At 41.1% G+C, this 26,574-nt stretch carries 21 protein-coding genes; 8 read left to right on the plus strand and 13 right to left on the minus strand.

Annotated elements, in window-relative coordinates; translation table 11 throughout:
- Positions 1 to 18: 18 nt before the first annotated feature.
- On the minus strand, positions 19 to 300 hold the full coding sequence (locus AAEZ22_RS07505; protein ID WP_011329136.1) for a peptidylprolyl isomerase: 282 nt from the start codon (positions 298 to 300) through the stop codon (positions 19 to 21).
- 86 nt (positions 301 to 386) lie between these two features.
- Positions 387 to 962, minus strand: a complete 576-nt coding sequence (locus AAEZ22_RS07510) for a glutathione peroxidase (protein ID WP_011329135.1) — start codon at positions 960 to 962, stop codon at positions 387 to 389.
- A 91-nt stretch (positions 963 to 1,053) separates the two neighbouring features.
- Here AAEZ22_RS07510 and AAEZ22_RS07515 point away from each other — a divergent pair, with 91 nt between their 5' ends.
- The gene (locus AAEZ22_RS07515; RefSeq protein ID WP_011329134.1) at positions 1,054 to 1,539 is read left to right on the plus strand and encodes a GNAT family N-acetyltransferase; all 486 of its coding nucleotides are present in this window, start codon (positions 1,054 to 1,056) and stop codon (positions 1,537 to 1,539) included.
- A 42-nt stretch (positions 1,540 to 1,581) separates the two neighbouring features.
- Here the strand turns inward: AAEZ22_RS07515 and queG are convergent, their stop codons facing one another.
- The 4 genes from queG to AAEZ22_RS07535 all read right to left on the minus strand — a co-directional run bounded on the left by queG (position 1,582) and on the right by AAEZ22_RS07535 (position 5,631).
- Complete coding sequence (gene queG, locus AAEZ22_RS07520) at positions 1,582 to 2,721, minus strand: tRNA epoxyqueuosine(34) reductase QueG (RefSeq protein WP_231617922.1); 1,140 nt, start codon at positions 2,719 to 2,721, stop codon at positions 1,582 to 1,584.
- 109 nt (positions 2,722 to 2,830) lie between these two features.
- A complete protein-coding gene (locus AAEZ22_RS07525) occupies positions 2,831 to 4,051 on the minus strand; it encodes a methyl-accepting chemotaxis protein (protein ID WP_041454561.1) in 1,221 nt (406 codons plus the stop codon).
- Positions 4,052 to 4,075: 24 nt separating this feature from the next.
- Positions 4,076 to 4,768 (minus strand): glycerophosphodiester phosphodiesterase, encoded by a 693-nt coding sequence (locus AAEZ22_RS07530; RefSeq protein ID WP_193038433.1) that lies wholly within the window; start codon positions 4,766 to 4,768, stop codon positions 4,076 to 4,078.
- Positions 4,765 to 5,631, minus strand: a complete 867-nt coding sequence (locus AAEZ22_RS07535) for a DMT family transporter (protein WP_352296711.1) — start codon at positions 5,629 to 5,631, stop codon at positions 4,765 to 4,767. Before AAEZ22_RS07535 ends, AAEZ22_RS07530 begins: the two co-directional genes overlap by 4 nt.
- Before the next feature lie 311 nt (positions 5,632 to 5,942).
- Here AAEZ22_RS07535 and AAEZ22_RS07540 point away from each other — a divergent pair, with 311 nt between their 5' ends.
- From AAEZ22_RS07540 to rlmB, 3 genes are all read left to right on the plus strand, one after another.
- Positions 5,943 to 6,677 carry an enoyl-CoA hydratase/isomerase family protein gene (locus AAEZ22_RS07540; RefSeq protein ID WP_011329129.1) on the plus strand — a complete coding sequence of 245 codons (735 nt, stop codon included), beginning with the start codon at positions 5,943 to 5,945 and terminating at the stop codon, positions 6,675 to 6,677.
- Positions 6,678 to 6,921: 244 nt separating this feature from the next.
- A complete protein-coding gene (gene rnr, locus AAEZ22_RS07545; RefSeq protein ID WP_011329128.1) occupies positions 6,922 to 9,414 on the plus strand; it encodes a ribonuclease R in 2,493 nt (830 codons plus the stop codon).
- On the plus strand, positions 9,411 to 10,154 hold the full coding sequence (gene rlmB / locus AAEZ22_RS07550) for a 23S rRNA (guanosine(2251)-2'-O)-methyltransferase RlmB (RefSeq protein WP_011329127.1): 744 nt from the start codon (positions 9,411 to 9,413) through the stop codon (positions 10,152 to 10,154). Before rnr ends, rlmB begins: the two co-directional genes overlap by 4 nt.
- 187 nt (positions 10,155 to 10,341) lie before the next feature.
- On the opposite strand, the gene AAEZ22_RS07555 is transcribed toward rlmB, so the two are convergent.
- Complete coding sequence (locus AAEZ22_RS07555; RefSeq protein WP_179808115.1) at positions 10,342 to 12,498, minus strand: TonB-dependent receptor family protein; 2,157 nt, start codon at positions 12,496 to 12,498, stop codon at positions 10,342 to 10,344.
- A 173-nt stretch (positions 12,499 to 12,671) separates the two neighbouring features.
- A complete protein-coding gene (locus tag AAEZ22_RS07560) occupies positions 12,672 to 13,517 on the minus strand; it encodes a LysR family transcriptional regulator (protein WP_011329125.1) in 846 nt (281 codons plus the stop codon).
- A gap of 127 nt (positions 13,518 to 13,644) precedes the next feature.
- On the opposite strand from AAEZ22_RS07560, the gene AAEZ22_RS07565 reads away from it, so the two are divergent.
- The 4 genes from AAEZ22_RS07565 (at position 13,645) to gcvP (ending at position 18,989) form a co-directional block, all read left to right on the plus strand.
- A complete protein-coding gene (locus AAEZ22_RS07565) occupies positions 13,645 to 14,244 on the plus strand; it encodes a hypothetical protein (RefSeq protein ID WP_011329124.1) in 600 nt (199 codons plus the stop codon).
- 157 nt (positions 14,245 to 14,401) lie between these two features.
- On the plus strand, positions 14,402 to 15,484 hold the full coding sequence (gene gcvT, locus AAEZ22_RS07570) for a glycine cleavage system aminomethyltransferase GcvT (protein WP_011329123.1): 1,083 nt from the start codon (positions 14,402 to 14,404) through the stop codon (positions 15,482 to 15,484).
- A 59-nt stretch (positions 15,485 to 15,543) separates the two neighbouring features.
- Complete coding sequence (gene gcvH / locus AAEZ22_RS07575; RefSeq protein ID WP_011329122.1) at positions 15,544 to 15,933, plus strand: glycine cleavage system protein GcvH; 390 nt, start codon at positions 15,544 to 15,546, stop codon at positions 15,931 to 15,933.
- A gap of 164 nt (positions 15,934 to 16,097) precedes the next feature.
- Complete coding sequence (gene gcvP, locus AAEZ22_RS07580) at positions 16,098 to 18,989, plus strand: aminomethyl-transferring glycine dehydrogenase (RefSeq protein ID WP_193039205.1); 2,892 nt, start codon at positions 16,098 to 16,100, stop codon at positions 18,987 to 18,989.
- A gap of 234 nt (positions 18,990 to 19,223) precedes the next feature.
- Here the strand turns inward: gcvP and AAEZ22_RS07585 are convergent, their stop codons facing one another.
- From AAEZ22_RS07585 to AAEZ22_RS07605, 5 genes are read right to left on the minus strand one after another with little or no spacing between them, the layout of a single operon-like run.
- Entirely contained in the window at positions 19,224 to 20,054 is an 831-nt protein-coding gene (locus AAEZ22_RS07585; protein ID WP_352296716.1) for an ATP F0F1 synthase synthase, read from the minus strand.
- A 2-nt stretch (positions 20,055 to 20,056) separates the two neighbouring features.
- Positions 20,057 to 20,614, minus strand: a complete 558-nt coding sequence (locus AAEZ22_RS07590) for a KwaA family protein (protein WP_352296719.1) — start codon at positions 20,612 to 20,614, stop codon at positions 20,057 to 20,059.
- Complete coding sequence (locus tag AAEZ22_RS07595; RefSeq protein WP_352296722.1) at positions 20,611 to 21,795, minus strand: restriction endonuclease subunit S; 1,185 nt, start codon at positions 21,793 to 21,795, stop codon at positions 20,611 to 20,613. The genes AAEZ22_RS07590 and AAEZ22_RS07595 overlap by 4 nt, the downstream gene beginning before the upstream one ends.
- The gene (locus AAEZ22_RS07600; RefSeq protein WP_352296725.1) at positions 21,788 to 23,425 is read right to left on the minus strand and encodes an HsdM family class I SAM-dependent methyltransferase; all 1,638 of its coding nucleotides are present in this window, start codon (positions 23,423 to 23,425) and stop codon (positions 21,788 to 21,790) included. The genes AAEZ22_RS07595 and AAEZ22_RS07600 overlap by 8 nt, the downstream gene beginning before the upstream one ends.
- Before the next feature lie 32 nt (positions 23,426 to 23,457).
- The gene (locus tag AAEZ22_RS07605) at positions 23,458 to 26,574 is read right to left on the minus strand and encodes a type I restriction endonuclease subunit R (protein WP_352296728.1); all 3,117 of its coding nucleotides are present in this window, start codon (positions 26,572 to 26,574) and stop codon (positions 23,458 to 23,460) included.

The raw sequence follows: 26,574 nt of genomic DNA on the forward strand, positions 1-26,574 counted from the left end.
TTTACAGTACAGAATAAGTTACTCTGAACGGCTGGTTACTTCAAGTAAATGGTAACCAAACTGTGTTTGTACTGGGCCTTGTACTTGATTAATTGGCGCAGAGAACACCACTTTATCAAACTCTGGCACCATCATACCTGGGCCAAACTCACCAAGAGCACCGCCATCTTGACCTGAAGGACAGTTAGAGTGTGCTTTTGCTAACACAGCAAAGTCTTCACCTTGTTCAATTTTTTCTTTTAAATCTAAACACTGTGCTTCACTATCTACTAATATATGTCTTGCGCTTGCCACTGTCATAAAATCTCCTAATAATTAATCTGGTTGTTTTTTAATCATACTAACGTGTATTTTAGTTAGTTTAAACTAATTGTAACGGTTTTAACCTAGTTAATAGCTAATGTCGCTTCAATTGCTGCAGTTAGTTTTTCTGATTCGGGGGCTACTTTACTGTTAAAGCGCGTAATTGTTTTACGATCAGCAGACACTAAATACTTATAAAAATTCCAATTAGGTGAGCTGGTTTGGCTATTTAAGTGTTTAAAAATAGGGTTTGCATCGCTGCCGCGCACTGCGCTGGTGGCAAACATAGTGAAAGTAACCCCGTAATTAACAAAGCAGACTTTGGCGGTGTCTTGCTCGTTGTTTTCTTCTTGAAAAAAATCATCAGAAGGAAATCCCAATACCACTAAGCCTTGATCTTTATATTTATTATAAACCGCTTCAAGCCCTGCAAATTGCGGCGTAAAGCCACAGTTACTCGCTGTATTAACAATTAGCAGCGGTTGGTTTTCAAATTGGCATAAGTTAACAAACTCTTTTGAGCGTAGTTTACGCAAAGTAACGTTAGTAAAGTCTTGGCAGTTATTTTGTTTTTTAATGGGGTGCTCAGCCGTGCTTTGCGCTTGAGCTAATGTGGGTAAAAGTAACGCCATTAATGCTAATAATATTATTTTTATCATTTTTAATGCCTAAAGTTAAAAGGTTACATATTGTTTATAGCCTCAATAATACGCTAATATAAACGCAACTGATCAACCTTATCTAGACCTTATGACAATCCGTTTAGCACGCCCAGAAGATTTAAAAACTATAGTCGCAATTTATAACGAAACCATTGCCAGCAGAATGGTTACCGCCGATACCGAAGAGGTAAGCGTTACCGACAAGCAAGCTTGGTTTGATAGTCACACTTCTCAGCGGCCAATTTATGTATATTCTGAAAATGACCAAGTGTTAGCATGGCTTAGTTATAAACCGTTTTATGGGCGCGTAGCTTACGAAGGCACGGTAGAAATAAGTATTTATATTACCGCTAAAGCACAAGGCAAAGGTTTAGGTAAAACACTGATGGAGTTTGCCCAAACGCAAGCTAAGCAACTTAATATTAAAGTGCTGCTAGGGTTCATTTTTAGTCATAATTTACCCAGTATTAAACTATTTAAACACTTTAATTTTAGTGTGTGGGGCGAGTTACCACAGGTGGCCATTATGGATAATAACCCTTACAGCTTAACTATTTTTGGTAAGCACTTATAACCGTAGCGATTAATTAAAAGTGCTTACTCCACACCTAAACATTTAAGCGTCGCGGGGTAGGCCTTTTTCAACAATTCTGATAAGCCTTGCGGTTTTACGCAGTATAGTACCTTGCTTATTGCGTTGCTGTTGCAGCGCCCAATTTATATGCTCTAAAACCAGTTCACTGCAAGCTAAGCTTTTATCTTCTAGGGCATGAATAATGCTAGGGCTAAATTCAGCATTACCTAAGCCTACAGCCAAATTACGCAACCAACGCTCGTGGCCAATACGACGAATAGGGCTGCCTTCGGTGTTTTTTAAAAAAGTGGCTTCATCCCAAGCAAACAGCTCAAGCAGGTCTTTATCTTTTAATTGAATGCGCGGATGAAAATCATTTTCGTCGGTAAGTTGGCCATAACGATTCCACGGGCAAACTAATTGGCAGTCGTCACAACCATAAACGCGGTTACCTAATAATGTTCGGTATTGCTCTGGAATAGGGCCTTGTAGCTCAATGGTTAAGTACGATATACACTTACGTGCATCTACCACGTAGGGCTCAACAATAGCGCCAGTTGGGCATAGTGTTATGCAGGCTACGCATTTACCACAGCCTTCAAAGGTGTTTTCTGCATCTATGGGCAGCGGTAAATCAACAAATAACTCACCTAAAAAAAACCAAGAACCGGCTTCTTTATTAATAAGTAATGAGTGTTTACCGCGCCAGCCCAAGCCTGCTTTTTCAGCAAGTTGGCGCTCAAGTACCGGGGCTGAGTCGACAAAAGGCCTAAAACCGTATTCGCCAATTTCGAGCTCTATTTTTTGGCCTAATTTTTTTAAGCGATTACGCATTAATTTATGGTAGTCGCGGCCAAGAGCATAGCGACTTATATACGCTTTTTCTGAGTTTTTAAGGGTTTTGGCAAAACCTGCATCGGGGGGCAGGTAATTCATTTTTACCGAAATAACACGCTGCGTTCCGGGCACTAACTCAGCAGGGCGAGCGCGTTTCATACCATGAGCGGCCATGTAATCCATATTGCCATGGTAGCCGGCGTCGAGCCAACGTTGCAGCTGCGTTTCATGCTTGCTTAAGTCTATATCAGTAATACCTACTTCGCTAAAGCCAAGCTCTTGTCCCCACGCTTTAATTTGTTGGGCAAGGTTTTTATAATCAGGAACTGTGTCGCTCACATGCATCACACGGTTAAATAAATAGCTGGGTAATTTAACATATTTAGCTTATGGGTAAAACGCTTGTTATACCCATAAGCTTGTTAGCAAATACCTATTTTTAATAAAATAGGTATTACTGCACAAAGCGTTTTAGTTGTTGTTGTGTTTGTTGGCTGAGGGTTTGTGATTGTTGGCAATCATTAAGTGCTGTATCTATGGTTTGTTTGGCTTGCTCGCCAAGCGCTACAATATGCTCTACCGATTGGTGGGTTTGATTTTGTGTTTGCTCAAGTAAGTGCACAGCCTCGGCAATTTGTTGTAACTGTTGCTGGTTATGCTCAAATTCAGTAAGCATATTAGTAAAACCATTAGAAGTACTATTAATTGATTTTTGCGCATTGTGTGAGTGAGTAATTAATTGCTCTGACTCTTTATTTGTTTCGTTTACTAGCTCGTTCATTTGGTTTATAAAATCACTAATTTGCCGCGTTGCACCACTTACCTTAATTGAAAGAGTACGCACTTCATCGGCAACTACCGCAAAACCACGTCCCGCATCACCGGCTCTTGCTGCTTCAATGGCGGCATTTAGGGCTAGTAGATTGGTTTGATCAGAAAACTCTTCCACCATTTTTAAAATGCTACGAATGTTTTCACTGTTTTCTTTTAAGCCTGAAATAGTTGCCGAAAAGCCGGTTAGCATATCGGTTATTAATTTTACTTGTTGCACTAAGGCCGACAACTCTGTTGCCGAAAGCTTAACAAAATTTAAATGCTCATTATTTACTTTATGCACGCTGTCGGTATTACTTACTATATTTTGTAAGCTCTGCGCTATTTGGTTGCTGGCATTTATAATTGTATGGCTTAAATGTATTTGTTGTCCGCTTAATTGCTCAGTCTGTTGCATAGACTGAGTTACTTGCTCGGTACTTTGCACACCAGCTTGGGCGCTATTGTAGGTTGTGTTTAGTAGCTGATTTAAATGAGTAGTAAAAAGATTGTATTGCTCGCTTAGTTCACGAAACTCATCATAAGTAAAATGGGGTAACTTTGCTGATAAGTCTGCATCTTGCTGGTTTATATTTATTAGCGTGTCGCGCATTGCCTTTACTGGGCGCACCATTAAAAATCGCATATAAAATAGGGTGAAAATAAAGCCAGCCACAATCACTAAAGCTAATGCCCAAAATAACCCAGTACTTTGTTGGTTTAGGGTTAAGCTTTCATACAGCCAAAATAAAGTAATAGCCTGAAATAAAAATACAAAACTTAAATTACCCACAATTTTGCGCGTTAAGGTAAAAAAAAGTGTTTTTTCTAAAAAATTATAAATTCGCATATAGCTACTCATTATGTACAGACCATTTGGTTATTATTAATCACCTAAGTAAGCTTTAGTTTGTGCCGGATAATTTGTAAAAATACCATCCACACCTAAATCTAGCATCAGCTTTATATCTTGTTGTTTGTCTACAGTGTACGCATAAATTATTAAACCACGTTGTTTTGCATCATCTACAAAGGTTTTATTTATAAAGTTTTTATCTACATGAACACTGTACGCGCCTAAGTCTTCAGCAAACTTTGCATAATTAATTGGTATAGATGACGTTAGTGCACCCATTTTTAGCCAAGGTAAGCGTTTTTTTAACCAGGCTAGTTGATGATGATCGAACGACGACACTAAAATGTTATCTGCTGATATGCGTTTTTCTGTAATGTTTTTTTCAACTTGAGTAGCAAACTGTTCAAGATTAAAAGTATGTTTTAGCTCTAAATTTAAGAGTGTTTGATTATTATTCCAATCAAAAAGTTGCTGTAAAGTTGGTACTTTTTCGCCATTACCAGCATTGAGTTGCATAATGTGAGCAGCAGTAAAGTTACACACTTTACCTACGCCGTTAGTGGTTCTATCAAGCCAAGTGTCGTGAATGATCATGTAATCATCAAGTGCGCTTTGTACATCTACTTCAATGCCGTCAACGCCTATTTGTAAGGCCGCCATAATGGCGCTTTGGGTGTTCTCTGGAAAGTGCCCACTGGCACCGCGATGGGCAAATACTTTCATTGGCGTGATTTCCGTGCAATAGACCAAGTTTCAAAACAAGCAGCGCTAACAATTAATGCACCACCAATAAAAGTGGTGATAGAGGGGCGCTCATGCAAAATAATAATAGCTAATAATGTGCCGTAAAGTGGCTGAAGGCAAGCAATTAGCCCCGCGGTTGCCGCCGATAAATGCTTTAAACTGGCAGCAAATAATGAGTGTGGAGCTGCGGTAAATATAACTCCCGCAACTAAAATAAGCACCAAATCGTGATTAGTGGTCGCATAAATAGGCACTTCAATAAACGCGCAAAGCATTAGGCTGGCAATCAAGGTTTGATAAAACATGGTTTGCGGGCCACCGTATTGATTAAAATAGCGCTTATGAATGATATTACGAATGGCAAAAAAGAACGCCGAAATAACCCCAGTGATCACCCCAAGTGTTACATCATTCCCTAAATTTGCATTAGGTATTAATAAATAAATGCCGATTAACACTACCGCCGCACTAATAATGTCTTTTGCTTTGGGCTTACTTTTATGAAAAAACGGTTCTAAAAACACGGTTATTACCGGGTAGCTAAAAAAAGCCAACATACCAATGGTGATCCCAGCAAGTTGCATTCCCGCAAAATAAGTTACCCAATGTATGCCTACTGCCACACCGAGTAACAGGGCAATTAAGTAATCTTTACCTTGGTTTAGCTTAATCGGCTTTTTTTGCATGCCGAGCAAAATAAAAATAGCGATGCCGGCTATGGCTGCACGATACACGGTAATGTCGAGTGCATTTAAACCAATTAACTTTGCAAATAGCGCAGTGCCGCCAAAGAGTAATACGGCAATGTGTAGGTAAATTAAACTTTGCTGTTGCGACTGCATGTTATTTCCTTATGTTGGCTCATCTAAATATTGCAGACAATGGTTAAGATGAGTTTTTGAGTTTTCGTGACAAATGTAAGCAAAGTTAGTTGTATTTAAGGTAATGTAACTAAAATCGAATTTACTTTTAATATTCGTTTAGCTTACACTCGTTAGTAGGTTACTGCGTTTAAAATTGATAAATACAGGAATTAAACGTTTATTTGTAAAGTTGTGCGTAAAAACACTAAACCAAGCTTGAGTGTATTAATAACAAAAACGCGCTGCTGAAACAGCATTAATAATTAAAATAATGAAAAATGAGGGAATAAATGACACGTTTTATAGCAATAAAAACCGAAGAAAGCACGGCCGTTTTAACCATGAATACCCCCGAAAACCGCCATAATCCAGAGTTTTTGGCTGAGTTTAATCAGCATCTTGATCAAATAGAAGCCGATAAAAATATTAAGTCGGTGGTGCTTACATCTAACAGTGAAAAAAATTGGTCATTGGGAATCGATCTAGAGTGGATGGCTAATACGAGTAATACCCCAGAAACAATTGCCGGCTTTATGAGCGATGTAACCGCGTTATTAAAACGCATTATTACGTTTCCTATGCCGATTATTGCCGCGTTAAACGGCCATACTTTTGGTAATGGTGCAGTATTGGCCTGCGCTTGTGATTTTAGGCTAATGAAATCTGATAAGGGATTTTTTTGTTTTCCTGAAGTCGATGTGATGGTGCCATTTTTACCCTCAATGTTTCCTATTATTAATAAAGCTATTCCACAAGCCTTTTTTAACCGTTTAGCTATGTCGGGTATGCGAGTAGGGGCACAAGAGTTATTAGATAACAAAGTAGTAGAAGCTATTTTTGCCGATGAAGCTCAATTACAAGCAGGTGCGCTGGGCTTTGCACAACAGTTTAATAAAAACCGTTGGATTTACGCTCAAAATAAAACCCAAATGAATAAACAAATAGTGTTAACCATGGAAACAGAAGATCCGATCTTTATCGATAATATCAGTAAATTGTTATGGAAAAATTTACAGCAAAAATAATTCTAACTTAGCGTCAAACAGGCCTTGATGAGTTTGTTTGAGCTACTAATTTTAGTTACTAATTTTAACTTATAGCAGAATAAACCCGCCACAAAATTAAGGGCGGGTTAAGCCCGGTTAGGCTAAGTTTTTAAATACAAAAAGTAAGGTAAAAGTGCTTTATTAAAAGTTTAATAGCTTTTACCTGTCTCATTTTAGCTATATGGGTTAAAATACCTACATAACCAAACTAACAAGATAGTGAATGTCAAACCAAGATCCAAATCTCAGTCGAGAACAAGAAAAGTACGAAAACCCAGTCCCTAGCCGTGAGTTTATACTTACTCACCTTCAAGAGCGTTCAAAACCTGCTAACTATGCACAGTTATGTGAAGAACTAGCGGTAAACGATGAAGAACGGCAAATCGCATTTAAACGCCGCCTTCGTGCTATGGAACGTGACGGTCAGCTGTATTTTAATAAGCATAAATGTTACGCCCTAATTGACGAAGCCGGTTTAACTAAAGGCAAAGTAGTAGGCCACAGAGACGGTTTTGGCTTTTTAGAAGTTGAAGGCGAGAATAAAGATTGGTTTATTGCTAAGCACCAAATGAACATGGTGTTACATGGCGACATTGTACTTGCTAAAGGCACTAAACGTGGCTCTGGCTCAAAATGCGATGCACGTATTATAAAAGTACTTACCAACGAGCGCGCGCCTATTGTTGGCCGCTATTTTGTTGAGCATGGTATTGCCGTAGTGGTTGCCGAAGATCCGCGTATTACCCAAGACATAATGATTTTACCGGGAAGCGAAAACGGCGCGCGCCACAACCAAATGGTGCAAGTTAAAATAACGCAAAACCCCACCCGAAATATGAACGCGGTAGGTAAAGTAATTGACGTACTTGGCGAGCATTTAGCCCCAGGTATGGAAATAGAAGTTGCCCTGCGTAACCACGATATTCCGCACGTTTGGCCTGAAGAAGTTGAAGCGCAAGTAGCCCACCTTGGCGAATTTGTTGACGAGGCTGACAAGCAAAACCGCGTAGATTTACGCGACCTACCTTTAGTAACCATAGATGGCGAAGACGCACGCGACTTTGATGATGCCGTTTATTGTGAGCCTAAAAAGTCAGGTGGTTGGCGTTTATGGGTTGCTATTGCCGATGTGTCGCATTACGTAGGTATGAACACCCCGCTAAACAAAGAAGCCATAGAGCGCGGTAACTCAGTGTATTTTCCTGAGCAAGTAATTCCTATGCTGCCTAAAGTATTGTCTAACGGCTTATGTTCGCTTAACCCTGAAGTTGATCGCTTATGTATGGTTGCCGAAATGACAGTGTCAGATTCGGGCAAGCTTTCGGGTTATAAGTTTTACGAAGCGATAATGAATTCGCATGCACGTTTAACTTACACCAAAGTAAATGCCATTTTACAAAACGATGAAAAACTACGTAAAGAATATGCGCATGTAGTGCCACATTTAACCGATTTACAGCAAATGTATTTAGCGCTTAAATCGGCTCGCCAAGAGCGTGGTGCAATTGAGTTTGAAACTCTCGAAACTCGTTTTGTATTTAACGCACAGCGTAAAATAGAATCGATAGTGCCGGTTATTCGTAACGATGCGCACAAACTTATTGAAGAATGTATGATTTTAGCCAACGTATCGGCGGCTAAATTACTTGAAAAACACGAAGCCAGCGCGCTATTTCGTGTCCATGACGAGCCAGATAGCGAAAAACTAGGTAACTTTACTAAGTTTTTAGGCGAACTTGGTATTGAGAGCACGTTAAGCGACGAGCCAACACCTAAAGAAATTACTCAAGTGCTAGCTCGTTTAGGCGATCGCCCAGAAGCAGAGCTTATTCAAACCATGCTGCTGCGCTCAATGAAGCAAGCTGTGTATCAACCAGATAACATAGGCCACTTTGGTTTAGCTTTATCTGCTTATGCGCACTTTACTTCACCAATTCGTCGTTACCCCGACTTAGTAGTGCATCGTGCTATAAAAGCGGTACTAAAAGCACAAGGCCAACATACTTCAGGCGAATACGCATACACAGATGACGAAGTAGATAAGTTAGGTGAGCAGTGTTCTACCACAGAGCGCCGCGCCGACGATGCTACTCGCGAAGTAGCCGATTGGTTAAAATGTGAGTTTATGCAAGATCACGTTGGCACCGAGTTTGATGGTGTTATTTCATCGGTAACCAATTTTGGTTTATTCATTCGTTTAGATGATTTGCAAATTGATGGCCTTATTCATGTTGCCAACTTAGGCAATGAATTTTTTGCCCATGATGCCGCAAAACATTGTTTAATAGGCGAGCAAACGCACAAAGTATATCGCCTTGGCGATAAAGTAACGGTAAGTGTTGCATCGGTTAGCTTAGAAGACAGACGCATAAACTTAACCCTTAAAGGCGATAAAGCGCAAGACCGATACACGCGCCGCCGTGGGCCAAAAGGCACTGATAAATCTGAGCATGCACCTGCGAGTGTACGCTCACAGTTAAAAGCAGGCAAAGTACCGGGTAAAAAATCGCATGGCGATGAAAAACCTAAAGGTAAAAAAAGGCCAGCAAGCAAAGATAAAGGTAAACCTGCAAATAAGTCGGCAACTAAACCAGCTGACAAAAAAGCAGTAGATGCCACAGCAAATAAAAAACCGAAAAAAAAGGCCGTTAAAAAGCCTAAAAGAGTAGGCAAAAATGCCCGCAAACGTAATACCCCAGGAGCAGAAAATACGTGAGTAATGAATTGATTTTTGGTTTTCATTCTGTTGAAGCGATTTTAGCAAGCGAACCAGAGCGTTTTGTAGAAATTTACGCGCTTAAAGGGCGTGACGATAAACGCTCAACCCCGATTATTGATGAAGCACTTAAATTTGGTATTTCAGTACAGTACATGCAACGCAAAGCCCTTGATAGCAAATCAAAAGGCGAGCAGCATCAAGGTATTATTGCCAACGTAAAAGCAGCACCAACGTTTAACGAAAAAGATCTTGATGCGATTATTGCACGTGAAGATACTCCATTTTTGTTAGTGCTTGATGGCATTACTGATCCGCATAACTTAGGTGCATGTTTACGTAGTGCCGACGCCGCTGGCGTACATGCTGTAATTGTACCTAAAGATCGCTCAGCTAAGCTTAACGGCACAGCGCGTAAAGTTGCCTGTGGCGCAGCCGAAACAGTACCGCTTATTCAGGTTACTAACCTTGCACGTACATTGCGCGAAATTAAAGACGCTGGTGTTTGGGTTGTAGGCACTGCAGGCGAAACAGATAACCACGTATTTGATGCCAGCTTAACAGGGCCAATGGCTATTGTTATGGGTGCCGAAGGCGAAGGCATGCGCCGTTTAACCCGCGAGCATTGCGACTTGTTAGTTAAAATACCTATGGCGGGAACAGTTTCAAGCTTAAACGTATCGGTAGCCACAGGTATTTGTTTATTTGAAGTATTACGCCAACGTAGCGTTAATAACTAAGTTATTAACTGGCTCGTTTAAGCAATAAAAAAACCGAGGTTGAAAATTCAACCTCGGTTTTTTTGTGTTCGTAATTTAATGCGGTTGTTATAAACGGTTCAATAACAAGGCAATAATTTAGATGTGTAGTGTTTCCTGCATAAAAAATTATTAACGCTGTTAGTGAGCCGTTTAACCAGCTTTTAACTTAGAATGAGTAGCTGTAGCCCAACTGTAGGGTACGAGGCTTACCTGGTTGAATACCGCCATTAGCACGATTAGCAATGTAGGTTTTATCAAACAAGTTATCAACGCTTAAGTATACTTTTTGATTGTCGTCGATGCGGTATTTAGCGGCTAAATCCCATACCACACGGCTATTAATAGCATTTAAGCCAGAGTCGGTTAAATCTGCATGTGAGTCAGATACATAGCGCAGTTGGCTGTGTACAACAAATGCTGATAATTCAGCACCCATAGAGAGTGCTACTTGGTTTTTTGGCACGTAAGGCATAGCGTCGCCTTTTTCTACTGTGCCCCAAATTTCTGAATCAAAAGTGTTTTTAAATTCAGAATCGGTGTAGGTGTAAGTTAGCTTAACCGGGAACATAACAGTATCGGTGTTAAAAGTATGGCCTGCACTAAATTCAACGCCAGAAACAGCTACTTCACCATAGTTATATTGATCGCCAATGTTCTCATCGCTACACCCTACAGCGGCAGTACAATTACCGTGCATGTTGTCGTAATCAGAATAAAACGCAATAATTTCACCATTAATACCGCTTACGTTATAGCGTGAACCAAATTCAATATTTACACTTTTTTCTTCTTCTTGGTCGGCATTACCCGGCGCGGCTGGTGCATAACCTTGTTGAATACCAGCAAGTAGAGTGATGTTGTCGTTTACTGTGTAAGTTGCACCGAGTGACGGCACTAAAATATCAGTGTCGTTCGACACATTTTTAGTTAAACCATTGCTGCGTGTAGGATCCGACTTTGCCCACTCTTCACGGGTAATCGTAATGTCTTCGAAGCGCAGGCCAGCACTGATCACCAATGCATCTAGCGTCCATTCGTCTTGAATAAATAAAGTACGTGCAGTGGCACTATCTACGCGGTTACTGTCAGAACCCGGAACTCCGCGCTCTGTCAGTGTCATGCTTAAGTCTTGATTAAGCGTGTACTCGTCTTGCCACTGAAAGCGATCCATTTCGTCTTCATGGTAACGCATACCCACAGTTATATAGTGATTGCCAGCAGGAATATGCAGCTCAGACTGAATACCTTTAGCTTGGTAGTCGCGGTTATTTGCTTTTATAGCAATGCCTTCAATACCTTGTGCGGTAGGGTTGGCTTCAAATTCGCTGTACTGCTCAAGGTAGCTTTCGCTTACTTTACTGGCTTTATACCAGTTACGATGAAAGTCGTTTAAATATGCCGTAGCAAGTAGTTCGTAACCTGCACCAAAGCGATATGCATAGTTAAGTTGATAAGCATTGTGACGGGTATTCATTTCATCATTTTGCGATGCCGCATAACGACGGTATGGCGTTGCTTGGTAATCGGCATCGGTTAAGCCCATGTAAGTTTCGTCTGATGTTTCGTCTGAATACTTAATTTTTAGCTCAAGGTTATGCGCGTCATTTTTACCAAATGTATGGCCTAACTTTAATAGTAAGTCAGTTTTTTCAAAGCCGGTGTTGTCATCGCCAACTGGCAGGTCTTTAAAACCATCTGCGCCGTAGGTAAATACTTCAATTAAACCCGCGGTATTGTTTTTTTCTTTGGCAAAATAAGCATGGCCTTTATAGTAGCCATCGCTACCTAAGGCAGCATCAAGCATACCTGTTGAGCTATTAGGCTCGGTTGGTAAGCTGCGCGATAATAAGTTTAAAACGCCGCCTGTAGTACGTGGACCATATTTAACCGATGCAGCACCTTTTAATACTTCAATAGACTCCATGCGGCCCATAGTAGGGAAGTAATAAGCCGAAGGAGCCGAGTAAGGCGCAGGTGCTACAAGTACACCATCTTCCATTACTGATATTTTGTCGTTACGACCAGTGCCAGTTCCGCGCATACCTATATTAGGGCGCAGGCCGTAGCCGTCTTCTTCTTGTACGTAAACACCAGGTACAGAGGCTAAAACACGAGAAATGTCGGTAAATTCAAATTTTTGCAGCTCAGCATCCGAAATAAACGTTGCAGAGCCCGGAATATCGTTAATAGCTTGTTGTGAGCCTATAACTGTAATTTGTTCAAAGTTACGCTCTACCTTACCCATATCTTTTGCCATTGCAGTTGCACTAATAGACAAGGCAACCGCAGTTGCAAGGGTAGATACTAAAAACTTATGTGCCATTGAGACTATCCTAAATTGGGTCAATTAACTAAATTGGCGCAATTTAAACACGTTAACGAATGAGAATCAATGTTATTCAGTGTTTGCGTGTGTAAGTTTTTATAACTAAAAATCTTCATATATATAACTTTTAATATATGAAGGTTTGTTGGCTAGTATGTGTATAAAGCAGGTTAGCCTAAGCGAAGTTTTATAAATTCGGCCAGTTTAAAAACGGCATTTTCTGGCTCACTGGCCGTTTTTACTAAGCTAATACCAATATCACCCAAGGATGGTAAAAATTTGGTTTTAAGTTGATAGTTTAGCTCGTTTGGTACAGTACTTTTAGCCAGCACTGTAATGCCTAAGCCTTCTTTTAGCGCAGCAATAAGCCCAGTTAAATCGGCGTTGCTATACACAATACGATACTTTATTCCCGACCTTTCTAGCGCCTCTATAGCTCGGCGTCTGTAAATACACCCCTCGGGAGCGGTAACCAAAGTAACAGTGTCGTTTTGTGCCAGCGACAAGTCGCCCACCCATACCAGCTGATCTTGCTTAAAAATAGGAAATTGCTCCGAGTCGAGCTGCTCGTTGAGTGCCAGTACTAAATCAAACTGATCTTGGCGTTCTTGCGATAATAAATGCTTACTTAAACGCGATTTAACTTCCAGCGATACTTCAGGGTATAAAGCTACAAAGTCGCCAATAATAGAGGGTAAAATACGCGCTGCAAATTCGCTTGGAATACCCAAACGTACTCGGCCGGTAATACTTTCTGAGGTAAATAGCTGCAAAATGGCATCGTTGTGTTGCATCATTTGTTTAGCCATTGGCAATAATAGCTCGCCATATTGATTAAGCACTTGGCGTTGGCCTTGTTTTTTAAATAATTTATAACCGAGCAAATCTTCTAAGCGCTTTATTTGCAGGCTAACCGCAGGTTGCGATAAGCCAAGTAAATCGCCGGCTTTAGCAAAGCCGCTAGCCTCTACTACCATTACAAAAGTGCGTAAACTATCTGTTGAAATGTTTTTCATATTTAAAATCACAATTAATATCGCCATATATATAAGCATTATTTATCAATTGATTAATAATTACAATTTGTTGTTGTACAGCGGGAGCAATATACTTTTGATATTATAAGTTTGATAGGTGTTTGTTATGACTTTTAGCCCCATTATGTTTGCCCGCCATAGCAAAGCTAACAGCGCGGTTATTAATTCTTTGCAGGCCAGCAACAACCACGTTGTAATAGACTTTAGCGGCACAGAAGCCTCGGTATTTTTAAGTAATATACTAGGCCACGATTTAACTAAGTTAACTGCCAGTGGTTTGGGTTTAATTGGCACCCTTGATGGCGATTTTAATTCTGATTATAGCTATGCCGTTTACTGCTTTAGCGAAACCGCTTTTAGATTTATATTACCGCACTGCGCAAGTCTGCAATTACAAGCACTTATAAACGAGCAACAACTGCGTTATGACATTGATTATGTTATGCGTACTGACCTAGCAAGCTTTATTTTAAGCGGCAGTAATGCCTTTGACTCAATTGTAGAAGCCTTTAAATTAACGCCGGGTTTACGTCTTTCAGATGCACAATTATGTTACGGTACGCAAAGCGGTGACGTATTTATCACAGCCATAAATAAAAACGACCAGCAACAATTTGTACTGGTGGCTAAAACTCCTGAGCTGCAAAAGTGGCAAGAGTATATGCAAGCCCAAGGCTTTGCCCTTATTCAAGGCGCTGCAGCGTAAAATATTCACCCTAACTTGGGTGCTCACAGCTTAGTATTAATATTTGGCTGTGTTTAATTACAATTTGGCAGGCGTTAAACGCAGGCCATATTATTCCCCCTCATTAAATTGAGGCCACGCCCAAATAACTGGGTTAATTTAAAAGTGAAGGAATATCATGACTTCTAAAACAGTACTTTATGCTAAGCACCTTGAAGCGGGCGCTAAAATGGTTGATTTTCATGGCTGGGAAATGCCAATTAACTACGGCTCGCAAATAGAAGAGCATAATGCAGTACGCAACGATGCCGGTATGTTTGACGTATCGCACATGACCATTGTTGATATACAAGGCGAGCAAGCACAAGCATTTTTACAAAAACTAGTAGCAAACGATGTTGCTAAACTTACCGTACCTGGTAAAGCGTTATATACCCCAATGCTAAATGAGCAAGGCGGCGTAATTGACGACTTAATAATTTATTTTTTCAGTAACACCTCTTATCGCCTAGTTGTTAACTCAGCAACCCGCGAAAAAGACTTAGCTCACCTTGCTAAAATATCAGCCGATTTTGCCGTTACCGTTACAGAGCGTAACGAATTTGGCATGATTGCAGTGCAAGGCCCTAACGCTAAAGCTAAAACTGCCACATTATTAACAGCTGAGCAAAATGCAGCAATAGAGGGTATGAAACCGTTTTTTGGCGTGCAAACAGGTGATTTATTTATTGCCACAACGGGTTATACTGGCGAAGACGGTTACGAAATTGTAGTGCCAAAAGAGCAAGCTGCCGATTTATGGCAACAACTGTTAGACGCAGGAGTTGCACCAGCAGGTTTAGGCGCACGCGACACGCTACGTTTAGAAGCGGGCATGAACCTTTATGGCCTAGATATGGACGAAAGCGTATCGCCACTAGCGGCTAACATGGCTTGGACTATTGCATGGGAACCACAAAGTCGTGACTTTATTGGCCGTGATGTACTAGTACAACAACGCGCCGACCAAAGCACTGATAAACAAGTAGGCCTAGTGCTAGAAGAAAAAGGTATCTTGCGCAGTGGCTCTAAAGTAATTGTTGATGGTGGCGAAGGTGTTATTACTTCTGGCACTTTTTCACCAACACTGGGTTACAGTGTAGCGCTTGCACGTGTACCACGTTCAACGGGCGACACCGCTCAGGTAGAAATGCGTAAAAAATTAGTTACCGTAAAAGTAGTAAAGCCTGGCTTTGTACGTAACGGTAAATCAATACTTTAAAGTATAAATAAATTTAATTTTGGTGCTATCACCCAATATAAACCAAAGGACAAAACAAAATGAGCAATATCCCTAGCGAGTTAAAGTATGCCTCTTCACACGAGTGGGTTCGCAACGAAGGTGACGGTACGTTTACTGTTGGTATTACTGAACATGCGCAAGAGTTACTTGGCGACATGGTATTCGTAGAACTTCCAGAAGTAGGCGACGAAGTAGATGCAGGCGAAGAGTGTGCAGTAGCAGAATCGGTAAAAGCAGCATCAGACATTTACGCACCAATTGGTGGCGAAATTGTTGCAATTAACGAAGAGCTAGAAGACGCACCTGAAACAGTTAACACCGACGCGTTTGGTGACGGCTGGTTATTTCGCATTAAAGCATCAGATGAGTCTGAGCTTGAAAACCTACTAAATGCAGAAGACTACGCAAACACTATTGACGAAGATTAATCTTTAGTGAGTAAAAAGCCCCATTATTTAAAACATTGGGGCTTTTATGATTTTGCTGCTTACCTTTCCATACACTGTAAGTTATTAAATCATATTAATTTTAAGTTATTGCTGGTTACCCATTAGTAATAATCACATTTTTTGGATCATAGGAATCTGGACACATGTCAAACGCCAAATCACTTGAGCAGTTAGAGCAAACGCAAGATTTTATTCGCCGCCATATTGGGCCAAGCCCAGCGCAAGTAAGCGATATGCTTAGCGCGCTTGAAGTATCGAGTGTTGAAGAGCTGATCGGTCAAACTGTACCTGCAGGTATTCGCCTTGAGCAGCCTTTAACCGTGGGCGAAAGCCGCACCGAAGTTGAAACACTAAGCTACTTAAAGTCAGTAGCAAGCAAAAATAAAGTTTTCAAATCGTATATTGGCCAAGGCTACCACCCAACACATGTACCGCACGTAATTTTACGTAACGTACTAGAAAACCCAGGTTGGTATACTGCGTACACTCCATATCAGCCAGAGATAGCGCAAGGGCGTTTAGAGTCGCTACTTAACTTTCAAACTATGACCCTAGATTTAACCGGCCTAGATTTAGCAAGTGCATCGTTACTTGACGAATCAACCGCTGCAGCAGAGGCTATGGGCCTTGCAAAACGTGTATCTAAAGCGAAAAAAGCCAATGCATTTTTTATTGCCGACGACGTACACACACAAACAATTGACGTAGTAAGCACCCGCGCCGAGCAGTTTGGTTTTGAAATAATTGTTGGCAAAGCAGCCGACGCTGTTAACCATGAGATTTTTGGCGCGTTATTTCAATACCCATCAACAACTGGTGAAGTGGTAGACATTACCGACCTAATTGCTGGCGTACAAAGCAAAAAGGCAATTGCCTGTGTTGCTGCCGACATTATGAGTTTATTACTATTAAAAGCACCGGGTAAATTAGGCGCAGACGTAGTATTAGGTTCGGCGCAGCGTTTTGGTGTACCTATGGGTTACGGTGGCCCACATGCTGCATTTTTTGCAACACGTGACGCGTACAAACGTTCATTACCAGGTCGTATTATTGGCGTATCTAAAGACCGTTTAGGTAACGATGCACTGCGTATGGCAATGCAAACGCGTGAGCAACACATTCGCCGCGACAAAGCCAACTCAAACATTTGTACCGCGCAAGTATTACTGGCCAACATGGCAGCGTTTTACGCTGTGTACCATGGCCCACAAGGCTTAAAAACTATTGCTCAGCGTATTCATCGCTTTGCCGATATTTTAGCTGCAGGCTTACAAGCTAAAGGCGTGAGCCTTAAACACAACACCTGGTTTGATACCCTAACGGTAGTAAGCGATAGCAAAGCCGACGTTATTGCGCGTGCACTAGCAAGCGGTGTTAACTTTGCTACTAACCGCGATGGCGAATACTCAATTGCCGTATCAGAAACCACCACACGTGCAGACGTAGCGCAGTTATTTGATATTGTATTAGGCGAAGGCCATGGCCTAAGTGTTGATGCAATTGCAGCCGATATTGAAAACAATGGCAGCACGTCAATTCCAGCAAGCTTAGAGCGTGATGACGAAGTATTAACGCACCCTAACTTTAATTCGTACCACAGCGAAACTGAAATGCTGCGTTATATTAAGCGCCTAGAAAACAAAGATTTAGCGCTTAACCACTCAATGATCTCGTTAGGTTCATGTACCATGAAACTAAACGCGACTGCTGAGATGATCCCAATTACCTGGCCTGAATTTTCAAACTTGCACCCATTTTGCCCGCTAGAACAAGCACAAGGCTATCAAATTATGATGGGCGAACTGCATGATTGGTTGGTAAACATTACCGGTTACGATGCGGTTTCATTGCAACCTAACTCAGGTGCTCAAGGTGAATACGCAGGCTTAATTGCCATTCGTAAATACCACGAGTCACGCGGCGACGCTCACCGTAACGTATGTTTAATTCCAAGCTCGGCGCATGGTACTAACCCAGCGTCGGCACAAATGGCCAGCATGAAAATTGTGGTGGTTGATTGTGATAAAAACGGTAACGTAGACATGGCCGATCTTAAAGCGAAAGCAGAAGCGGTAGCCGAAAACTTATCGTGTATTATGATCACTTACCCATCTACACACGGCGTATACGAAGAAACAATTCGTGAAATTTGCGATATTATTCATCAGCACGGCGGCCAAGTTTACATGGACGGCGCAAACATGAACGCGCAAGTTGGCGTAACTAGCCCAGGCTTTATTGGCTCAGACGTATCGCACTTAAACTTGCATAAAACCTTTTGTATTCCACACGGTGGCGGTGGTCCAGGTGTTGGCCCAATTGGTGTTAAATCGCACCTTGCGCCATTTATGCCTAACCACAGCATTATTAACGTACCAGGTACTAACGAAGGTAACGGAGCGGTATCGGCAGCGCCATATGGTTCAGCGTCTATTTTACCTATTTCGTGGGCTTACATTACCATGATGGGCTCAGAGGGCTTAAAACAAGCCACTGAAATGGCAATTGTAAATGCTAACTACTTAACGCATGAGCTAAGCAAGCACTTTCCAATTTTATACCGTGGCCGTAACAACCGTGTTGCGCACGAATGTATTGTTGACTTGCGTCCGCTTAAAGAGTTGTCGGGTATTACTGAAATGGACGTAGCTAAACGCCTACAAGACTACGGCTTCCATTCACCTACTATGTCGTTCCCAGTAGCGGGCACGTTAATGATAGAGCCTACCGAGTCTGAGTCTAAGGTTGAGATCGACCGCTTCATCGAAGCAATGGTGTCAATTAAGAGCGAAATCGACAAAGTAATCTCTGGCGAATGGTCAATCGAAAACAACCCGTTAGTGTTTGCACCGCACACCCAAGGCGACGTGTTAGGTAACGAATGGGACCGTGCATACGACCGTTTTTACGCAGCATTCCCAGTGCCAAGCGTGGCTAAAAACAAGTTCTGGCCAACCGTAACACGTATTGACGACGTATACGGCGACCGTAACTTAGTGTGTGCTTGCCCACCGGTTGAGACATACCGCGATTAATTTTTTGTGTTCATGATAAATAAGTTTGCGAACGTGAATAAATAAGTTTGCGAATGGACAAAAAGGTGAGCTACTGTAGTTCACCTTTTTTGTTGAGTTTCATTAGACAAGCGCTACTATAAACTCATCCCCGCACCATTAAATTGTAGAGCACGAATAAAGATTGCAACCAATAGTCAAATTTTGAAGTTAGTAAAATAAAAAAGCGAACAAGTAAATGGTTCGCTTTTTTATTTACATAGTTTTTACTGAGTTTGCTATCCGTTTTTCATTGCCAAAGAGCGTGGTATAAAAGCGCTGTTCAATACCGTACACCAACAGCTTCAAATCCTCATCTGTTGATATTTCAAACTTTTTATTTTGTTTATCGTAATTAAGTTTTTGCTCACAGTACCCATCTATGTAGTCAAGCATATTGGTTTTATCATCGGCTGACATATCCTCAAGTGTTTTCATTGCAAGTCCAATACGCTTGCGATTTGGTTTAGAAACTTTTTCTACGCTGTAGTTATTACTTAGCTCTATAAAGGACTCATCCAAGAATTGCTCTACTTCTAGTTTTGTTGCTTCCTTATATAGCTCATCAATCCCTTTGAAGATACTTGATATTGTCGCGAGATTTCTGAATATTAAAGTGTCAGCTACTTTGAAATACACCGCATCCGGCAAAGCGTTAATCACTAAGCGTGTTTGGCTTTTTTCCAGCTCTGCTGCTTCACCAAATACCAGTGTTTTACGCTTAACAAATAGACTTGGAGTAATTTTCTGAAAGTAGAAGTCATCGCCCTGAACAGAAAATAAATAAGCAATTTTAGAAAAATTGTCTTTAACCAAGTCATCATAATCCTTTGCATCGTAGTTTTTCTTCAAAATTTCAATACAAAAATTTTTTTGGCTAAAACCTTCAATTTTAAACCATGAATCTACATCGAGGTTGTGGTCTGGGTCGTATGGGATGCAGGCATTTAAATCGACTTCGACAGTATCAAAAAGACTTTGATCAGAAACCAATTTAAAAATACGTTTGTTTTTTCTTGTTTTTATGTGTGCCAGTAGATGGTCCATCACTATTCTCGCTCGATAAAGGTATAATTATTAATTCGATAGGCTAACGGTATTTGAATATCATTAGGCTTTTTATAGCGCTCTTTACTAATCAGAAAAATAGCTGTTCCACTCCTGGTGGTAATATTGTAAAACTCATAGCCAAACAATAAAAAAAGTGGGTTGAAGTAGAGTGCCTGCGACAGGAAAGTGAATACGAACAACACCCCATACACAAACCACAAGGTTTCCAAGTTGCCTATGCTCAACGCCACAAAAAAGTAGCCTAAGTAACTGGGTAAAAAGCTGTTGTTGGCATGTTCAATACTGGTAACTTCACCCGCTTTGAACTCGTCTTTGCCAAGGTATTTACTTAGCCAAATGCTCAAACCCGTTGATAGAATTAGTATTGCTAAGTAAAACAAATAAGACACTGCGTTCGGAAGTGCTACTGTCCAACCTAAATAACTTGCACCACCCAGAAAATGGTCGAGCGTGATGCCTTTTTGTACCAAAAAGATAATCACCAGCAGCGAAGTGGCATTGAACGTCAGTAAAACCCGAAACGCAGCGTTGATCATTCTACTGTTACCTGGCCGTTCATTAGCATAGGGAGAAGCCAGTCGCGGAGCTGAACTAACTGCTCATTTTCTGACTCTCTTGAAGCTAATTCTGGTACAAGCGGAGTGACAAACTCTTCAAACCTTTTAACAATTGAGTCCGAAGGAATAATGACGTCTATATCTTCCAAAAAGCTTTTGCTTAATTCTACTTGTCCTGTGGAGCCATTAGCTGCTGACTCAATCACCGGCTGATGCCTCATTAATTTCCAAGCCAAATATAATGGTGACAATAGCTCAGATTTCGCTCTTACAATGGATACGTGAGAGTCAACTGTTGTTTTCTTTTCTGGTAAACGCTTTACGTATGCAACCCGGCCAAGAGTGCCTACACCAGTTGAGTTTACTACTACGTCAAACGGTTTTAACAACCGCTCGTCTTCGTCATCAAGTTCTATTTTGTGTCTTCTCGCGTCTTCAAAAGATATCTTTTGATTACGTACACACTTCTGATTTAAAACGGAAATACCGCCTTCATCTGTATATTTAGGCGAAATGCCTCGTCGAATAAGGGAAGTAACATCTGCTAGCTTTTTAACTTTCCACCCCTCCGGTATTTCGCGCTTTAGGGTTGGGTTATAGACTATTTTTCCACCGGAGGTTTTGTAGGGGTTACCGTTGGCATCGGGGAAGTCGAACTGTACAAACCAATAGTCGTACAGGGTTTTGGCCATGGCCTCCAGCTCGGCATTTATGAGGTTATTGAGTTCGATTTTTTTATCGATGACACTTAATACATTGGCGATTTCTGTTTGTTCATCACCTGTAATATCGCGAAAGTGGATGCCTGTGAGAATTGGCATAGTCAAAAATTTAGTCTGAGAGCCTTGTGACTTTTCTCGTAATCTCTTTAATTCGAGTTTTAGTGCGTAATAAACATAATCAATATTGAAGCCTTCTTTGGCGGTCAGAATATAAGTGCGCTGGTAAGCATTGAATTTCCCCTTGTACCGACTTACATGAAAATTCCCCCGGGCATTGTTACCAGCTACAAGCACAACATCATCATCATATGCAAAGTGATCGATCTGATCAGGGAATTCAGCACAAGTAAAAAATGGATATTCTCCACCTGAAACAGCTTGATTGGCATCTAGTTTTCCGGTTGATATGTTACAAGCAAGACCTATTGTTTTATCCATTAAACTTCAACCCCGCCAACTGTTTTTTGATCTCCGCTTCTAATTCACTAGACTGGGAAAACAAGTTATCCAAGTTATTGGTAAAGCCCTGCATTTTCTCTGCAAACTGCTCTGGGGTAATATTCACATATTCGATTTTGACATCAAAATACTGACCTGCACTTAGTGAGTAGTTTTTAGCCTCGATATCGTCATAGCTGATTGCTACCGAAAGGTCTTCAATACTCTCTTTAGCGTTAAATACATCAATAATTTTTTTTTCTTCGTCTGCGGTTAACACGGTTTTTTGGCTTTTACCGTCTTTGACTTTCTCGCCCAAGTTTGAAGCATCTACCAATATTACATCGCCATCATTACTGGCGTCGATAAACAAGATGGATACGTTAGTGCCTGTGGTGGCGAAGATATTAGATGGCATAGAAACAACGCCTGCGAGCATTTTGTTTTTTACCAAATGTTCACGGATTTTTTTGTCGATACCAGATTGCGCGGTGATAAAACCTGTAGGCACCACCACAGCTGCTTTGCCGTTAGGTTTAAGCGAAGCAATAATGTGCTGTAAAAACAGCGAGTAAATCGCCATTTTATCTTTGGCTTTAGCAGGCGCTTTTGGAATACCCGCAAAGAAACGATCTTTGTTTTCTTTGTTGTCTAGTTCATCTCTAAAGTCGCTAAAATCGAGCTTAAACGGCGGGTTAGAGACTATATAGTCAAAGCGTTTTAGTGTGTCGACATCCTTATGGTAAGGGTGCTGAATGGTATTACCTTGGATCACATTTGGGATAGAGTGAACCAAGTTATTTAAGATCAAGTTTAAACGCAGTAGGTTTGATGACTTTTGTGAAATATCTTGAGTGTAAATGCTACAGCGGTTTTCACCTATGGCATGGGCTACGTTCATCAATAAAGTGCCTGAACCAGCCGATGGATCGTAACAACTGACATTGCGTACTGTGCCACGCTGTTCTTGTGGTACTAAAATTTCGGCCATAATGCGCGCTACTGCATGAGGAGTAAAGTACTCGGCGTATTTGCCGCCCGAGTTACTGTTGTAGTCTTTGATCAGGTATTCAAAGATGGTGGCATAAAAGTCGAATTTTTGCGTGAAGATTCGCTCAAAGCTGAACTCTACCAGTTTGTTGATAATCGCGCGGCAGAAGGCATCGCGTTTTGAGTCGTCAGCAATGTATTGGCTGATTCGGTCAAATAGCACCACTTTTGCGCCGCCATCGGTTTTTACTGCGAACACATCGTTATTAGTAATGGCTATATCGATAAGGGTATCGTCAAATAGCTTAGCAAAGTCCGGCGCGTTTTGTTGGCCAAAAAGGTAGCTAATAAAGTGCTGTGGCTTTAGCCGTGCGGTGTCACCACCCATTTGCAGTTGTAGCATGTCGAGGTCGTCCTCGCTCATTCCAACTAAAACTTCTTCCCACTTATCAGCTTTGGCAATGTTGTCGTCGATTTTTTTAGCTTCAAAGGCAAATTTATCGTTTAAAAACTTGTACAAAAAGGTTTGGGTAATAATTTTAAATTCATTACCGTCATTACCTAAACCATAGTTTGCACAGATATTTTTTAAGCTATCAATCAAGGTTTTGGTTTTTTGCTGAAATTCTAATTCAACCATTGGGTTTTTATTTCCTAATCAGTTTACAGGCACTACCATGCTTGGTTGCCGGTATTAAATTCTTTTAAATATTCCGCGACGACCAGGTGGTTAATATACCTTGAGGCGTCAGCGTTAAGTTTTATTTGCTGTTCTTTCATGAAGCGTGCTATTACCAACGGCATCATTTGCCGTTCAAAGTAACTTTCGTTATCTAGCACTTGGCTGTTATTGAGCACTTGCTCGTCGGCATCTTGCTTTACACCAGCTAGAGCTTCAAAGATTTTTCGTTCCGAATCACTGATGTCGCTTTGGCTCTGCTGGCGCTCTTGCAGGCGTTTGTGGATTCGGGTGTATTTTACATCACCTAAGTACTTTTGCCTAAGTTGGTTGTTTTGACGGTTTAGTTCTTTCACGCGATCGTGAATTTTATTTAAGGCATCAATATTTGCAACCATTTCTTCTTGGGTGACTTCGCTTAAGTTTTTCTTCTTAAACAGGCGCTCGAGCTCTTCTTTTAAGCTGATAAAGTGTGGGTCTTGCTGGTCAAAGTTACTAGCTAGTGCTTCTCTAGCTTGGCGCAGAGTGTTTTTTAGCTTGTCGGCCAATACTAGTTCTTCTTCGCCGATTTTCACAAACTTGAAGATCACGTCTTCTAAAGCGCGGTTGAGCAGGTTAGTGGTGTCTTCGCCGTTTTCTAAATCGTTTTTAAGATTTAGTAAGTCCAGATGGTTACTGGTCTCGCGGTAAAGCACATTTAGCTTGGCAAAATCCAGTTCATCGAGAAAGTCATACTCACCTTGCAATCGGATCAAGTTATACAAGCTGCGAGCATCGGCTAAGGCCTTTTTTAGCGCTAGTACGCTATCTCGGTCTTGTATTTGGCTAACCTGATTACAGAACTCTTCCATGTTGTCGGTTTCAAAACGGAACAGTACATCTTTTATGTGCTCGATTTCTTGTTTGATCTCCTCCTGAGATTTAAATAAGTGTGAGTAATGTTCCATCTCATCACCAAGCTCTGCCTGTAATTCGTCGAAATAAGCTTTGTTGGTTGCATCAAACTCTTTGCGAATGTCGGCAAAGTCCACTACGTAACCGTAGCGAAAATCTTTGTATGTACGGTTTACTCGCGTGAGGGCTTGTAGCAAATTGTGCTTGCGGATCACTCGGCCAAGGTAGAGCTTTTTCAGGCGCTTTGCGTCAAAACCCGTGAGTAGCATGTTGTACACAAACAAAAAGTCGATTTTGCCGGCCTTGAAGTCTTCTACCCAGTTTTTACGCTCTTCTTTTGTGCCGATGTCGTGCAGGATCAGGGCGGCGTTTTTTACTTTTTGTGCTTGTTTAGCTGACTCTGCATAGCTTGTTGACGTAGGCTCTGTAACCTCTAATGTTTGGTTGTTTTCGGTGGTGTTCTTCTGTGGAAGAACGGGGGTTTCTGCATACACTGCATTAAAAATTTCAAACATTTGCTTGGCTTGCTCTGAGCTGTCGCAAATGACCATGCCACCAATACTTTTGTCGTTTAAGGCACCACGACTTTTTTCAAAGTCGTTCACAATGTATGCCAGCATGGGCTCAACAAAGCTTTCATGTGCATAGATTTTTTTACGCTCGACATCACCCATTTTCACTTCGGCTTCTTCGAGTGCTTTTTGCAGTTCAATTTTATATTGAGTGCTAATTTCCTCCCGAATTAAGCGCAAAGTGTAACCGTCAGCAATGGACGCATTATAGTAGTATTTATGAATGTAATCGCCAAACAAGACCCGTGAGTTGTAGTCATCGCCCAATAAGGGCGTACCCGTTAAACCGATTTTAATAGCATTGGTGTCTGATTGGCTTAAATTAGCTAAGAAACTGCCTTTAGGATTATAGCTGCGATGTACTTCATCTAAAAAGTACACGCGCTGTATTGCCACGTTGTAGTCTTTAGTACTTACTACATTTGGGTCATCTTTAAATTTTTGAATGTTTACTAACGTGATTTCTGGCGTGCCCGAGTGATTATGAATCACTTGAGTCGCTTTTATATCTCGGCTGAAGGCATCACGTGAGTTAATAGTATGAACAGTTAAGCCTCTAGCGGAAAATTCACGCTGCGCTTGTTGTAGCAAGTCCAAGCGGTCGACAATAAAGTAAAATTTAGGGATAACTTGTTGCTGTTGGAAGTAGTCAGTTAAAAAGCGTACATTGTAAAATGCCAGTGCGGTTTTCCCACTACCTTGAGTGTGCCATATAATGCCTTTTTTAACGCCTTCGCTGAGCTTATGTTCAATGGCTTTGGTCGCAAATAACTGTGGGTAGCGCATAATATGCTTTTGTAGTCCGTCGGTTTCATCTACATAAGCTAAGGCGTAACGTAATATGAAAGCTAAGCGCTCACGGCTTAGTAACGAAGTACAAATGCGATTTGTTGGTCGTTCTGGCTGTTTGTTTGTCTGAAACTCTGGATTGCTACGAATAACTTCAAGATTGTTGTCTTTCAAGACTTTTAGTTCGTCGTCATCAGATACTGACTTGAGTAATGCGGTAAGGTTAAGTATTTCTTCTTCGCGAAAATAATTAAATATTGGTTTATGGTAAGAACTACTGGCGTAGAAGGCACCTTGTACTGGTTCTGGGTTGCCATCGTCGTACTCCATGTTGTTGGAGAAAATCATAAATTGGGTGATGTTGGCAAAGCGCTTGAATTTAGGGTTTTGAAAGCGTTTGTTGATGCGGTCACGCTCGGCCAGAACGCCTTCGCGGTTATTGGGCTTTTTCACCTCAATAAACACAAGTGGCATGCCATTTATTAGTAAAGTTATGTCTGGTCGGAATTCTTCATCACCGTTCTGGCAAGTCAGTTCAGTTACAACATGAAAAGTATTGTTGTCGAAGTTTTCAAAATCGATCAACTTTGTATTTGAACGCTCAGATAGGCGTTTAAAAAAGGCTTTGCCTAGGTCTTCGTTGTCAAGTAATAGCTTTACATCGTCAAATAACCTGCCTGCCTCGGCGTTTTCAATGCCGGGATTAATTTTACAAATAGCAGTTCTAAATAAATCAGGGAATATATTAGTGTCGATATCCCAGCTCTGCCCCTTAAGCGATAGGTACTGATAGCCAAGACGCATTAAATGTAAAATTGCAGGAATTTTTACGCGAGAATCTTCATTAAATTTCAT

This window comes from Pseudoalteromonas sp. 20-MNA-CIBAN-0454, from assembly GCF_040308685.1.
Lineage (GTDB): Bacteria > Pseudomonadota > Gammaproteobacteria > Enterobacterales > Alteromonadaceae > Pseudoalteromonas > Pseudoalteromonas nigrifaciens.